The organism is uncultured Mycobacterium sp. (assembly GCF_964249325.1).
In the GTDB taxonomy this organism is placed as follows: Bacteria; Actinomycetota; Actinomycetes; order Mycobacteriales; family Mycobacteriaceae; genus Mycobacterium.
The window spans coordinates 1-13,767 of record NZ_CAXUCH010000113.1 but is presented as its reverse complement, the minus strand read 5'-3'; the positions used below and the strand labels follow the sequence as shown (position 1 = coordinate 13,767).

The 13,767-nt window shown below is 62.3% G+C and carries 12 protein-coding genes and 1 pseudogene; 8 read left to right on the top strand and 5 right to left on the bottom strand.

What is annotated here, in order from left to right; genetic code table 11:
* On the bottom strand, positions 1 to 673 hold a 673-nt coding region (locus tag ACFE99_RS14905; protein WP_375486550.1), incomplete at its 3' end, for an ABC transporter permease.
* Positions 674 to 711: 38 nt separating this feature from the next.
* The gene (locus ACFE99_RS14900; protein ID WP_375486546.1) at positions 712 to 1,488 is read right to left on the bottom strand and encodes an MlaE family ABC transporter permease; all 777 of its coding nucleotides are present in this window, start codon (positions 1,486 to 1,488) and stop codon (positions 712 to 714) included.
* Between the two features lie 1,504 nt (positions 1,489 to 2,992).
* Between ACFE99_RS14900 and ACFE99_RS14895 the strand changes: the two genes are divergently transcribed.
* The 3 genes from ACFE99_RS14895 (at position 2,993) to ACFE99_RS14885 (ending at position 5,855) form a co-directional block, all read left to right on the top strand.
* Positions 2,993 to 3,622 (top strand): TetR/AcrR family transcriptional regulator, encoded by a 630-nt coding sequence (locus ACFE99_RS14895; protein WP_375486544.1) that lies wholly within the window; start codon positions 2,993 to 2,995, stop codon positions 3,620 to 3,622.
* Between the two features lie 304 nt (positions 3,623 to 3,926).
* Positions 3,927 to 4,397, top strand: coding sequence for a lipoprotein LpqH (locus ACFE99_RS14890; protein ID WP_375486542.1), 471 nt, complete (start codon positions 3,927 to 3,929; stop codon positions 4,395 to 4,397).
* Between the two features lie 774 nt (positions 4,398 to 5,171).
* Entirely contained in the window at positions 5,172 to 5,855 is a 684-nt protein-coding gene (locus tag ACFE99_RS14885; RefSeq protein WP_375486540.1) for a CAP domain-containing protein, read from the top strand.
* A gap of 130 nt (positions 5,856 to 5,985) precedes the next feature.
* Here the strand turns inward: ACFE99_RS14885 and ACFE99_RS14880 are convergent, their stop codons facing one another.
* Complete coding sequence (locus ACFE99_RS14880) at positions 5,986 to 7,170, bottom strand: cytochrome P450 (protein ID WP_375486538.1); 1,185 nt, start codon at positions 7,168 to 7,170, stop codon at positions 5,986 to 5,988.
* Positions 7,171 to 7,551: 381 nt separating this feature from the next.
* Here ACFE99_RS14880 and ACFE99_RS14875 point away from each other — a divergent pair, with 381 nt between their 5' ends.
* From ACFE99_RS14875 to ACFE99_RS14865, 3 genes are read left to right on the top strand one after another with little or no spacing between them, the layout of a single operon-like run.
* Entirely contained in the window at positions 7,552 to 8,346 is a 795-nt protein-coding gene (locus ACFE99_RS14875; RefSeq protein WP_375486548.1) for an enoyl-CoA hydratase/isomerase family protein, read from the top strand.
* Positions 8,347 to 8,385: 39 nt separating this feature from the next.
* On the top strand, positions 8,386 to 9,387 hold the full coding sequence (locus ACFE99_RS14870; RefSeq protein ID WP_375486536.1) for a TIGR03617 family F420-dependent LLM class oxidoreductase: 1,002 nt from the start codon (positions 8,386 to 8,388) through the stop codon (positions 9,385 to 9,387).
* A gap of 13 nt (positions 9,388 to 9,400) precedes the next feature.
* The gene (locus ACFE99_RS14865) at positions 9,401 to 10,297 is read left to right on the top strand and encodes an SDR family NAD(P)-dependent oxidoreductase (protein WP_375486534.1); all 897 of its coding nucleotides are present in this window, start codon (positions 9,401 to 9,403) and stop codon (positions 10,295 to 10,297) included.
* A 47-nt stretch (positions 10,298 to 10,344) separates the two neighbouring features.
* Here the strand turns inward: ACFE99_RS14865 and ACFE99_RS14860 are convergent, their stop codons facing one another.
* Complete coding sequence (locus ACFE99_RS14860) at positions 10,345 to 11,169, bottom strand: NAD(P)-dependent oxidoreductase (protein ID WP_375486532.1); 825 nt, start codon at positions 11,167 to 11,169, stop codon at positions 10,345 to 10,347.
* Positions 11,170 to 11,175: 6 nt separating this feature from the next.
* Positions 11,176 to 11,784 (bottom strand): TetR/AcrR family transcriptional regulator, encoded by a 609-nt coding sequence (locus ACFE99_RS14855; RefSeq protein ID WP_375486530.1) that lies wholly within the window; start codon positions 11,782 to 11,784, stop codon positions 11,176 to 11,178.
* A 138-nt stretch (positions 11,785 to 11,922) separates the two neighbouring features.
* On the opposite strand from ACFE99_RS14855, the gene ACFE99_RS14850 reads away from it, so the two are divergent.
* Positions 11,923 to 13,152, top strand: coding sequence for an amidohydrolase family protein (locus ACFE99_RS14850; protein ID WP_375486528.1), 1,230 nt, complete (start codon positions 11,923 to 11,925; stop codon positions 13,150 to 13,152).
* A gap of 23 nt (positions 13,153 to 13,175) precedes the next feature.
* Positions 13,176 to 13,767 (top strand): annotated as a pseudogene (locus tag ACFE99_RS14845) (cytochrome P450); the annotation flags it as partial.

The following is a 13,767-nucleotide window of genomic DNA, read 5'->3' as shown; positions in this document are numbered from 1 at the left end:
AAGACCAGATCAGGTCGGTTGGCTGCAGATAGGTATGGAAGTAGTGGTCATAGACGCCGGGAGCCTGATGGAAGACATAGACGACAAGTGTGCGGGTCGCCAGGTATCCGGCCATCGCGGCAATTGCCCACAACGGGATCGTGACGAGCACGCCGGCCACCACCCGGGTCGATACCAGGTAGCTGATCGTGCGGATGCCCATCACCTCAAGCGCATCGATCTCCTCGTTGATCCGCATGGCGCCTATCTGGGCGGTGGCGCCGGCGCCGATGGTCGCGGCCAAGCCGATCGCGGCGATCAGCGGCGAGGCGATGCGGGTGTTGATGAAGGCCGAGGCGAAACCGCTCAGCGCCTCGACCCCAATGTCGGACAACGCTCGGTAGAGCTGGATGGCGACAAATGAACCGGTCGACATCGTCAAGGTGGTGACGATCACCACGGTGCCGCCGATGATGGCCAGCGCGCCGATGCCCATGCTCATCGTGGCGATCAGGCGAAGCGTTTCGCTTTTGTAGCGAGCGATCGCATCCCAGGTCAAGCCCAATGCCTTGACATAGAACGCGGTTTGGCTGCCCAACCGGTTCCACCCGTTGACCAAGCGGCGCACTCTGTTAGTCAGTCGGGGCAACCGCGCTCCCGCGGGAACCGCGCTCGGGCCGGGGCCTGCGCCCACGGTGGTCGGCGCAAACCGGTGGCTGACGGGGGCTGCGCTCACATCGTCGCCTTCGTGGAAACCGCGACCAAGACGATGTTGATCACAAACAAGGCCATGAATGTGTAGACCACGGTTTCGTTGACCGCGTTGCCCACACCCTGGGGACCGCCACCGACGGTGACGCCCTTATAGCAGGCGATGGTGCCGGCGATAAGACCGAACAGAGTTGCCTTCGCGAAGGCTATAACCGTGTCGGGAAGCCCGACGAGGAGCGTCAGGCTCGCCGCGAAGGCACCGGGCGTGACGTGCTGGAAGTAGACCGAGAAGCAATAGTTGGCGACCAAGCCGATGATGGTGTTGATCGAGTTGAGCAACAAGCCATTGAGGCCGAGCGCCAGCACTCTGGGCACGAGCAATCGTTGAACCGGGCTAATTCCCATCACCCGCATCGCATCGAGTTCTTCGCGGATGGTTCGAGCGCCCAAGTCGGCACACATCGCGGTAGCGCCGGTGCCGGCCACTACCAGCACTGTCCCGATCGGGCCGATGTACAAGACAGACGCTGCCGCAGCGCCAGCGCCGGAAAGGTCGGCGGCACCGATCTCGACCAGCAAGACGTTGAGAATGAACATGGCCATCGCGTTGAAGGGGATCGACAACAAGATGGCTGGGGCTATCGACACCCGGGCCACGAACCAGCTTTGGTTGATGAACTCCCGCCAGGCCAACGGCGGATGCAACATCTGCACCAGGATGTCCAGCGTTAAGCCGAAGTAGCTGCCGACCTCGCGCAGCGGCTTGGCGAAGGTCTGTCCCCGGAGACTGCCAGTCACGCGAACGGGCGCCTCGCGCGCCGGAGGCGCAGCGGGCAGGGCAGGCTCGATGTCCGTTGCAACCACTAGCGCACTCGCTCGCGTCTCATCTCAGCCGGCATAGACCGATGAATCCCTCCCGTAGCGGTAAAGATCACATGCCGAGTTCCCGCAGTGTGGCCCACAGCACAGCGGACGCTACACCATGAGTTTCATGGGCGGCAACGTTTCGCCATTTTATTCTTGGGGTGCTCACGCCAATGGACATCTGTCTAACTGCGTCGATTTGCTAGATGATCCGACAAATTGAATCTTTTTGTCGCAATGGCGGCCAACTCTGTGACCGCGGTACCGGCAGGGCGAATGGCCGTCGCGGCTGCTCACCACGCCTAACTGGGTCGTAGACACCACCGATGCTGGCAGGCGGCGCGTGGAGCCGAGCCGTTCCGGACGCTGACGAATTGGACAGGCGATCTAGCTCTATAAACCGCTGGCTGTGCCTGATCCGTTTGCTCCGCACCACCTCTTTCGGCTAGCATATTTTTTATGAGACTCCATTGGCAATCGAGTCGACGCTGTAAAGCGTCTCGGATATACCATGCTGAGATAGATCACTAAAGAAGACAAGCAAACGCCACGTACATATCTTGGATCGGCTTCGGGATTTCTTAATTAGTGCAGAGCATAAAGAATTGTAGAAAAGCGGACGACAGGTAGAAACTAGTTAGTTGCCTCCGATACGCGCTGCGCTCTACAGCGTCTGGCACACGCGCCCCTGAACGGCGGCTGCGGACCGCAGGGACACCACTTCAGGGTCCCTTGGTCGCCTATGGCCTACATTCCAAGCTCACGTCGGCGCAATGACCTCCCGACCTGACCAGCGGTAATGCGTAGCTACAAGTGGCTCCGGCTGGTGACGGGGCATGCGGCCGCGGCGCTATCGAGTCCTGTCAATGCCGGCAGCCGAAGCATCCGAACGGCTGCCGGCGTCTTCCTCGGCTCGATCGGCAATTTAGCGCGGCTGATGACTAGCCAGTGCGCTCATGTGAGCCTTAGGGTGGCAGGGTCAGCGCCGGAAGTTGTCACAAATGGCTCGCACTCGCTGCCGATCCAGCAAAACATCTATCTATATATCGGATTGAATCATTAGTACGTTTAAGCACAGTTGAAGCGGCTTGACTGCATCCGAAGGGCACTGAATGTAGCCGATTGAGATCGCCGCTCGGTCGTTGCTGCCCGGTTATCTCGGTTGCTCGATACAGTGATCGGTCATCTGCATGCGCGCCATCCCCTGCATGCCGGTTGGCGGGCTCGGGGTCGGCGGGCAGGCGTGCGACGATTCCGCGGGCTGACGCTGACAGTCGCGACGAGTCGTAGCGTCGATCGCGACACTCGCTTTCAGCTGAGCGCACGCCCAGCCGTCGGTGCTGCCAAGGATGGTCAGTGAGGCCAGTCGATGAGCGGCTTCCCACGGTGTCAGGCGTGCTGGGTCAGCTTTGTACCACGAAGGCCCTAGTGTGCATCTGTGACCGCTCAGCGCGAGCAACAGCGTATGGGTTCCTGGGGCGCCGGCTCGCCCTCGGATGAGGACGAGGCGCGTGAACGGTTGTTGGCTGCAGCCGACGCGTGTTACGCCGAAAAAGGGCCGGTACGCACCCGGATGGGCGACATCGCCCGGCGAGCGGGAGTGCACCGATCGACGGTGTACTACTACTTCCCGAATAAGGACGCACTGCTGGCGGCCTCCTTTGTGCGAGTGCTCGTCGCCACCCTGGAAGCCGTCGAGCAGTGCTGGCAGACCGACGAACCTTTCCTGCAGCAACTCATCGCAGCAAGCCTGCGCGGCAACGAGATAGCCCGCAGCTCACCGATAATGCAGTCATTGATCGAAGAGCACCAAGCTCTGGGCGCTGCCTACCAAGCCGCTGAGGGCTCGCAAGTGTGGCGAGCCAAAATTGCTGAGGCGCTGGTGCAGCGTCTTGAGGCCGCCGCCGCTGCTGACGAGATTCGCCAAGACCTTCCGGCCTACACCCTGGCCCGCTGGATCGTGCGGATCAACTTCAGCCTCATCGCTGAACCAGCCCGGCCCGAAGACGGCGGCGAGGAGGGCGTCCTTCGGAATCTGCTCGCCGCCTCCCTGAAACCTCGGCCCTAGCGTCGATGACCGTCGATACGATCCGGATTCGGTGGCGGCGATAATGCCCGCCAAGGCCGATTAGCGTCGCCACGACAATGGTTGGAACCACACGCAGCGCTGGCGTTGTATATAAACGAGTTGTTGGCGCCCACGATCAGTGCGAGTGGCGAAAATATTTACCGACAATCGGTTCCGGGCGCTCGATGGTTGCGCATTGCGCTGAGAACTGCCCGTATGGCCCTGGCCGCTTCGCGGGTTGAGCCAGTCACTACCGGTTGGGCTGCGCGGCGGTTACATTCCTCTCACGGGAGGTGTGCCAGAGATGGCTAGACGAAACCGAGGCGGGTTGTCTGGGGACCGGTTGCCGTTCCTCAACGCGTCAGCGATGTTGCTGATCGCGGCGGCTGTGGGGGCCTGCTCATCGTCGCCCCCCTCACTTCCACCCGGGGCGTTGCCCGCGGGAACGGCGAAGGTGACGATCAACGATCGAGCCCCACTCGAAACGACCGCGGTGAAGTGCACGACAATAGGACCATTGACGACAATCGCTGCTGGCGACCGGGAAGCCGGAATCACAGCGTTGGTGTCCAATCAAAGTCGGCTGACGACCAAGTCCGTCACCATCACCGATCTGGGCGGCTTTACCGGCAGCTACACGGAAGGACTCAGCGGCAACGCCGATACCAGCATGAAAGATCAGACGTACCTAATCCGCGGTACCGCAGCTGGATTCGACACCGCCAAGCCCAGCCACAGGACAACCGCTAGCTTCGCTGTGCGGGTCGCGTGTTAGCCGCAGCCCTAGACGATATGCGCCACTGCGGTCGGCTCGGCCCAGTGGTTTTGGCGAAGTTGCCGCCAAGGTGCCCGGCCGCAGATATCACGAAGCACACATGCCGTCGGCGGCCGCTTAGGGCAGCTGCGACTGTCGTTGGAACCCCGTCCAGTGTCGGGCGGCAATCCCCGTCGGTGGCGCGCTACCTGGACCTTTAGGTGCACGCCGATCGCGCCTTGCTTCGAGCTGCCGCCGGATGTCACGCCGACCCTTTCCGCGCTGACCGGCGAAAGCGTAATATGTCTATCTTATTTGCGTCGTCAAAAGTTGGGACCTACGATGCCCACAGCGTCGGGCTTGCACGTGAACCGGAGGCACCCCGGATGACATTGCAGATCACACCGTCACGGCGGGTTGTCGGTGGCGGGCCGGTTGCAACGACGATTGGGTGGGCCGACAACCAGCGACGCGGCCAACGCGTCCGTTGCGCCGGCGGTCAAGGCCGGTCAACCAGTTCGAATGGGTGTTGGCGGGAGCGCGCCGCCGGACCCGCCGTGTCGTCGACGACCAAGGCTGCAGCGATCGCGGCAGCGTGCGCGGGTGAGAAGCGCCTGCGAGATCGAAGAGCCTTGGGCCACAGCCGCATTGGCGCGACTATGCCAGTGGGACAGCGCTTCCCAGACCGCACCGATCCGGCCATGCGATCACCGCAAGTACGGCCCTGCTGGGCCCCGGTGAGGGCGACGCCACCATCGCCCGCCGCCTCTGACGGCTGACAACAAGGAGAATGACATGCAGTATCGACCGCTGACACTTTCCGCACTGGCAGTTGGGGCTGCCGGCACCATGCTGGGCACTCCCGCGGTCCACGCAGACGGCGACATCAACACGCTGATACCGAACAACAAACGGTTCAACGACGCTGTCGTTGCCAACGTCTACACCATGCAGCACCAGGCCGGCTGCATCAACGACGTCAGGATCAATCCGCAGCTTCAACAGGCCGCGCAGCGGCACACCAGGGATATGCTCAACAATCGAAACATCGACGGCGACATCGGCTCAGACGGGTCCACTCCACAAGACCGCGCCAACGCCGCCGGCTTCCACGGTCAAGTGGCCGAAACGGTGGCGATCAACCAATCCATTGCAATCAGCGGCAATGACTTGATCAACCGGTGGTACTACAACCCCGCGTATAACGCCATCATGTCCAACTGCGCCAACTCTCAAGTCGGGGTGTGGTCGGAAAACAGTCCGGATCGCACCGTCGTGGTGGCCGTATACGGCCAGCCGCAAGGAGCGGCCCCGGGCAACCGGAACGGAGCCGAGCCGCCGCCTGTGACCTCATCGGACAACATCCCGCTCGATCCCGTCCCCGACTACGACGCCAGCGACGAGCTTGAGTTCGGCATCAGCTGGCTGCCCTGGATCCTGCGGGGCGTCTACCCGCCGCCCGGCTACCCACCGCAGTAGGCGAAACTGGCTCCTGTTCGCTCCCGGTTGCCGGGGACCGTCCAAAACGGCTCGTTTACCAGCACCCGTGGCGAGCCGGGCGCCGTCGAGACCGTCGCGCTGATGCGGTTCTGCGCGTGACGCGAGGAGGCTACTTCCAGCGCAGCGGTAGTGAGGTCAGCGAGAACGTATTCGCAGGAAACGCGATCTGCGGCGTGTAGCCGGGTTGCACTTCGAATTCCGGTATGCGACTTAACCATTCATTTATCACGAAGGTCAGCTCCAGTCGCGCTAAGTGTGATCCCAGGCAGCGGTGCGGCCCACCGCCGAAGCCCCAATGCCGGTGGACCTTGCCATCCATCACCAACTCATTGTTTGAGAACTCGTCGCTGTCGTCACGGTTGATTGCCGCCAAGCACAACATCACCGGAGTGTCCGCCGGCAGCGTGACGCGGCCGACGGTCACCGGTTGAGTGGTTACCCGAGGCACAATCGGCGCGGGGGGCTCCAGCCGCACGATTTCCTCAATGAACACCTTCACCTGCTCGGGATCGCGGCGCAATTCTGCCCGCAGCGCAGGGTTGCGGGCGAGCTCGAGCAGTGAGAATCCGATGGCCGCGGTGACGGTATCGAGCCCGGCCAGCACAAATAGATAGCTCAACCCGATGGCTTCAGCGTCGGTGAGTGGCTCCTCGCCGGTGAGAACCTGCGACAAAATATCGTGCCCCGGATTGGCCCGACGCTCGTTGATAGCGTTAGTCAAATAGGTGAACAACTCCACGGCAGGCGTCAGATCGGCGCCTTCAAGACTTGGGCCGTAGTCGGACAGTGCGATGACAGCGTCTTTCCAGCGAATCAACTGATCGCGATCGGCCAGCGGCAAGCCATACAGCGTCAAAAATACTTGTGACGGGTACGGAATGGCGATGTCGTTGACTGCCTCGCACTGACCTTTGGCGGCGATATCGGTGATGATCTCAGCGGCCTGAGCCTGTAGATCCGACATCATCGCGCTCAAGGTGTGCGGGCTGAAAAAGGGCTGCAGGATCTTGCGAAATCGGGTGTGCTCCGGCGGATCATACGAAATGGGGACCAGCGGCATCGGGCTGCCGAGCATGTCGAACGCTTTGCGCGAGGAGAAAATCTCGGGGTTGCGCAGCGCATGCAAGACGTCGTCGCGGCGGGTCAGGTAGTAGAAGTGGTGTGTCAGCACCACCGGTCCCAGATCCCGCAGCGCGGCCCACCCGGCACTGCGATCGGTAGCCATTGGCAGCGAGGCCCAGTCCACTTCGGGGACGCCGTCGATGCCAGTTCCCGTCTCAGGCGCGGTTGTCATGCGAACTCATCTCCTGCTCGCTGTGCTTCGATGCGAACGCGCGGTACTCGCTGACCACACCGTCTGCCGGCCACTGCGGCTTTGCCGTTTGAGGTCGGCGCCTGCCGGCGGCCGCTTACGGAGACGCGGACAGCTCGCATCGATCCCTTTATTTGTTTATCTTATTACGATAGAAGTCGCACACTGCTGGCCGCAAGGATCTGCCGAGAGCCGCAAAACGCGGGCGGTGGTTGAGCTGTTCGCGGAGGTGTCGTGTTGGCATCGCGTCGCAGCGCAGACGCCCCAGGCCCATGAGCTCATCGCCGCCGAGCACCGGCAAGCCTCCCGAAAAAGATCATCGACGCGGTCGACGCAGCACGGAGGAGGGACGCAGTGACCGAACTGATCGTCGACGAGGCTGAGCCGGGCATCGTCATCGTCACGATGAACCGGCCACACAAGCTCAATGCGCTGGGAATGGGCATGGTCGCCGAGATGCATGAGGCGTTCAACGATTTGGGCGCGTCCAGACATGTGCGTGCTGTCGTATTGACCGGCGCCGGGCGGGGATTTTCGGCTGGCGCGGATCTCACCGATGACGACCACGTCGCTCAGCTCGATGTCGACGACGTGAGCGCGATGTTCGCGCTGCAGGAAAGGCTTGCTTCGCTGCACGAAAAGATCCACCGACTGCGGCCACCGGTGATAGCCGCGGTGAACGGTGTCGCCGTCGGCGGTGGCTTCTCGCTGTCACTGGCAAGCGATATCCGGTTGGCAAGCCGGGGCGCACAATTTGGCGCCGTTTTCATCACCCTGGGGATATCCGCATGCGACATGGGCACCAGCTACTTCCTGCCGCGGCTGGTCGGGGCATCACGCGCAGCCGAACTCATGTTGACTGGCCGAGTTTTCGGCGCCGAGGAAGCCAAGGACATGGGCTTGGTGATCGATGTGGTCGATGAGGGAACCGTCGTTGACCGTGCGTTGGGAACCTGCCGCAGGATCGCGAAGAATTCACCGATGGCCGTGTGGATGTCAAAGGAGACGATGTGGCAGAACATCGATGCTCCATCATTGCGCCATGCGCTCGACCTTGAGAATCGCACCCAGATCATGTGTTCTCAAACCGGAGATATTCACGAGGCGGTCTCAGCGTTCGCCGATAAGCGTCAACCGACGTGGAAACCGCTCAGGTAACGCAGAAATGCGCAGCATAACGGATACAGGGAGCCAGTTATGAAGATTGACACCGCGATCCCCGACGATCTCGATCCCAGATCCGCAGCACGGCAGGCCGAAGAACTGGGCTTCGATGGAATCTGGACCGGAGAAGTCCGACACGACCCTTTCGTCGGACTGGGTCTGGCTGCGTCTGTTACCAAGCGTGTAACCGTGGGGACCTCGGTTGCGGTCGCTTTTGCGCGAAACCCGATGTCGGCTGCGGTACTCGCAAATGACCTGCAGGTCCTATCGAATGGCCGCTTTGTGCGTGGACTAGGTGCGCAAATCAAAGCGCACATCACCCGCAGGTTCAGCATGCCATGGTCAGAACCGGTGGGCCGCATGCAGGAATACATCTTTGCGCTAAGAGAAATCTGGAAAAGCTGGCGCGACGACGCCGAACTGAATTTCCGGGGCGACGTCTACAGTCACACACTGATGCCGCCGATGTTTCGCCCTGAACAGCACCCTCATGGACCGCCCAAGGTGCTTCTCGCGGCAGTAGGACCGGCGATGACAACGCTGGCCGCAAACGCTGCCGATGGGCTCATCTGCCATTCCTTTAACACCGAAATGTACCTTCACGCAGTCACATTGCCGGCCTTGGCCGGCGCTCAGGGTGACCGGTCCGACAGCTACGAGATTGTCGGTACTCCGTTGTTCATTGTCGGTCGAACACCCACCGAGCTGTCGACTGGCAAAGAGTGCGTGCGCAAGCAGATCGCTTTCTACGGCTCGACACCGGCTTACCGGGGAGTCCTCGACCAACAAGGGTGGGGCCCGCTGGCCGATGAGCTCTACGCGTTGTCGGTCACCAACCGCTGGCACCAGTTGAGCGAACTGATCAGCGACGACGTCTTGGAGGCCTTCGCCGCGATCGGTGATGCCCCCGAGGTGGCACGTCAATTGGCGGAGCGCTACGGCAACATCTTCACCCGCACATCGCTGTGCGCAGCATATCCGCTCGCCGTAGAGCTATTAATCGACGTAGTGAATGCGCTCAGGAGGATCACATGAGGAGAACTTGGCGATGAGCGCCGGCTCGTCCGCGCGTCTGGCCGGGCGGGCAGCCATCGTCACCGGCTCCAGTCGCGGACTCGGACGCGCCATCGCGACCAGTTTCGCGCAGGAAGGCGCCGCCGTGGCGGTCGTGGCGCGAACGGAGTCCGAATGGAGCCCCTTGCACCCAGGCACCATCCATGAAGTTGTCCGGGAAATCGAGGCTAAAGGCGGGCAGGCAGTAGCCATCCCGGCCGACCTCTCACGTACCGACGACGTCGAGCGCGTGTTTTATTCCGCACGTGAGGCGCTGGGCCCCATAAGCATCTTGGTCAACAACGCTGCGCTGACCACGCCCGGGCGTCCGCCGACAGGAAACGGCCGAGCCGGCCCGCAGCGCGGAGCGGCTTTCTCCGAGGTCTCTGCGGTGCTGAACCTGCCGCCATTTGTTGACTTGCCGCTCAAGGCTTTTCGAATGCATTTCCAGATCGGCCTGTTTGCCGCCTTCCGGTTGATGCAACTCGTGCTGCCCGAGATGATCGAATCACGCCGGGGCAGCATCATAAACATCGGTTCGGCAGCGGCATTCGTACCCGGGGAAGGCCCGTATCAGCAAACAGCGATGGCAGCACCCGTTGGTTACGGGGCGAACAAGGCTGCGCTGCACTATCTGACGCAAGCGGTCGCGGTTGCGGTTCAGAGTCAGGGAATCGCCGTTAACGCACTACTGCCATCCGAACCCGTGTTGACGCCTGGCAATCTCGTTGCTGCTGCGGGCGAGACTCAGTGGGCAAGCGCCGGCGAGTTCGCCGAAGCGGCTGTGCGCGTCGCCCTGGCCGATCCAGCGACCACCACTGGTTGTCTGTTGTGGCACGATGACGTGCTGCACCCCGAACTGGGCCGCCGCGGCTGGCTTCGCCCGATGTGACGACAGCCTTCTGGCAGTGTGGCCATTCATGCTTCGTCGACCGTGCATTATGGCGCGCCCGAGACCTGCTCCGTCAGGCCCAACGGACCGTTCTCCACCACGCTCCGTAGCAGCCCCAAGTCCATCCCGGCTTCCTCGGCGGCGGCGACGGCCGCGGCGAAGTCTTTGCGCAAAAACGGCGCTGCAAGGTTGGCGAAAGCATCGACGCCACCGGTGCTTTGGACGTATCGCGCCGCGTTGCTGGCCGCGCTGCACACCGACAACGCTGCCAAAAGCGCCTCGGCGTCGATCCCGAGTCGCCGGCCCACCTCCACGGCGGCCGCGACGAGTTGGGAGTTGGCTGCGAAAAGCACATTGTTGATCAACTTGATATTGAGAGCGCTGCCCAATTCACCGGTCGCGATGATCGGGTCGGCGTAGGCGGCGAGCACCGGTTTGACCCGTTGAACAGCATCGGGCGGACCCCCTACCAGTATCGTCAAGGTCCCTGCCGCGATGTCCTCGGCGGTTCCACTGACGGGGGCATCGAGAATCGTTGACCGCGAAGTGCCGGCCAGCTCGGTGAGCGTTGAGATGTTTCCGGTGGTGTGGGAAACGAAAACCGCACCCGGCTTCGCGTTGGCCGCCAACCCCTCAGGTCCCAATCCGACTGCGCGAAGTTGGTCATCGGAGAATAGGCACGAGATCAAGATGTCGCTGCGGCGGGCCAGATCGCTGACCGAGTCCGCCAGCAGCGCACCGGCGTTGGCCAGCCGGTCACGGACTTCGTCACGCCGGGCGTAGACGAGGACGTGATGGTTGGCTTGCAGTAACCGCCGCACCATCGGTTCGCCCATCTGCCCGGCACCGATGAATCCGATAGCTTCACCCATGGGCGCTCACTCCCGCTGGCCGATCATCGCGAAAATCATCTCCGCGACAACAGCAATCATCTCCTGCGGGTCGAGCGCTACCCACTGCGACTGCACGGCATGCCAGGCGCGGTCGAGAAGCCCGGTGGCCGCCGCGCCGAGAACTTCCGGTGAGTGAGTGCCGTTACCGCCGATCGCCTGCCCGAGCCGCCACGCCGAGCGCGTCACCATCCGGTTGCGTGAACGTCGAAACGCCGCGTCATCGGGCGCCGAGGAGTACGCCGAGAGCACGAAAGCGCCGTGGCGATCCATGTAGGCGAAATACTCGCCCACCCAGCGCCGCACGTCGGCCAGCTGATACGGGCGCGGCTGCGTCTCCAACCGTTCGATCACAGCCAGCTGATCATGGTAGGCGGTTTCGCCCAGGGTGTTGAAAACGTCGTGTTTGTCCTTGAAGTAGGTGTAGAAGCCGGCGCGGGAGATGCCGCAGGCCTCGGTGATCGCGGTGATAGGGGTACCGGCGTATCCGCGCTCCAAAAATAGCTGCCGGCTTGCCTCCAGGATCAGCGCGCGCGTCCGCTCACCGCGGCCCATCTCCAGCGCATCAAGTGGGCGCTCACCTGAGGTCACCGTCATGGCCGCAACTTTACCTGACATAGGTGTCAAGGCAGTAACATCTGAGGTAGATAAGTCTTATACCGCCTGAAGACGGTTGTGCTTGACATAAACGTCAAGTCACCGCCATGCTCAAGAGCAGGGGACATAGGAGGCACGATGACGCATTTCACCGACGCGCCGATCTTCGACGCCGATCAGCACATGTACGAGTTGCCCGAAGCGCTGACAAAGCACCTGCCCGAGCGCTACCAGAAGGCCGTGCAATTCGTGCAGGTGGGCAAGCGCACGCGGATCGCGATCCTCGGCAGAATCACCGAGTACATTCCCAACCCCACCTTTGAGCGCGTCGCCCGTCCCGGTGGCCACGAGAAGTTCTATTCCGGACAAAACACCGAGGGCCTGACCCTGCGCGAAATGCAGGGGCCGCCCATCGAGGCTCCGCCGGCGACGCGCAACCCCGAGGACCGCGTCAAGGAGCTCGACCGCCAGCAAGTGCGCGAAACCCTGGTCTACCCGACGCTGGCCAACCTCGTCGAGCATTCCGCTGCCGAAGATCCCGAGCTGACAATGGCGATGATCCACGCCCTGAACCAGTGGATGCTCGAGCACTGGGGATACACCTACCAGGACCGGCTGTTCATGACGCCGGTGATCAACTGCGCCGAAGTCGACGGAGCGCTGCGCGAACTGGAATTCATCCTCGACAACGGCGCCAAGGTCGCGCTGATCAAACCCGCCCCGGTCAAAGGCTTTCGCGGCTGGCGCTCACCGGCCTTGCCCGAGTTCGATCCGTTCTGGCGCGAGGTCGAATCTGCCGGGCTGCCCATTGTGCTGCACGCCAGCCAGCCGCCACTGACCGAGTACATCGACACGTGGGAACCGCCGGACACCAACAGCTTCATGGAGATGAGCGCGTTCCGATGGGTTGTGCTCGGCCACCGCGAGATCGCCGACATGATCACCAGCCTGATCTGCCACGGCACGCTGAGCCGGTTCCCCAAGCTGCGGATCGCGAGCGTCGAAAACGGCAGCTCCTGGATACATCCGCTGTTTCACGACCTCGAAGACGTCTACAAGAAGATGCCGCAGAACTTCCCGGAGCATCCCCTGGAGGTCTTCCGCCGCAACATCTGGGTGAGCCCCTTCTGGGAAGGCAAAGTTTCCGACGTGGTGGAAACCGTGGGCTGGGACAAGGTGCTGTTCGGGTCGGACTATCCCCATCCGGAGGGCCTGGCCGAGCCAAAGCGCTACTACCAGTACGCCGAAGGTATGGATCGGCGCCGCACCTATGACTTCATGGGCGACAACGCACGGCGTTTCATGGGACTTCCGATCGCCAATCCCGACCCCGAAGCAACCAAACCGCCGGTACTGGCCCACGCATAATCACCGAAGGCGGAAGGAAGCCGATGACCGAGACCGTATCGAGGGCACGCATCGACCTCGATCACCACTCGCGGCAGTTCCGCGAAGACCCGTACGGGACATTCCGCCGAATGCGCGAATCAGGTTGCCCTATCGCATTTTCCGATGCACACGGCGGGTTTTGGGCTCTCGTCGATTACGCGCCGGTGTTCGACGCCACGCGTGACGACGACTTGTTCAGCTCCTGCCCAACGATAGGGATACCGCCCAACCCGGTAGGCATCCCGATCCTGCCCATTGAGACCGACCCGCCGCAAACCAAGGAGCTGCGCGAGGTCACGCTGCGCCAATTCTCCCCCGCCTCGGCGGAGAAACTACGGTCCCTGGCAACCGAACTCACCACTGAGCTGATTGACGCCTTCATCGAACGCGGCGAATGCGACATCGTCGGTGAACTGACCACCCCGATGCCGGCCCGGCTGATCCTGCGGATGCTCAACTTCGATGAGTCCCGCTACAAAGAGTGGGTCAACTGGGTGCACTCCACCGTCCATGACCGCGCCCACGAACCGGAGAAGGCCGCCGCGGCCGGCATGGAGATGTTCAGCGAGATCGCCAGGCACATGCAGCAGCGGC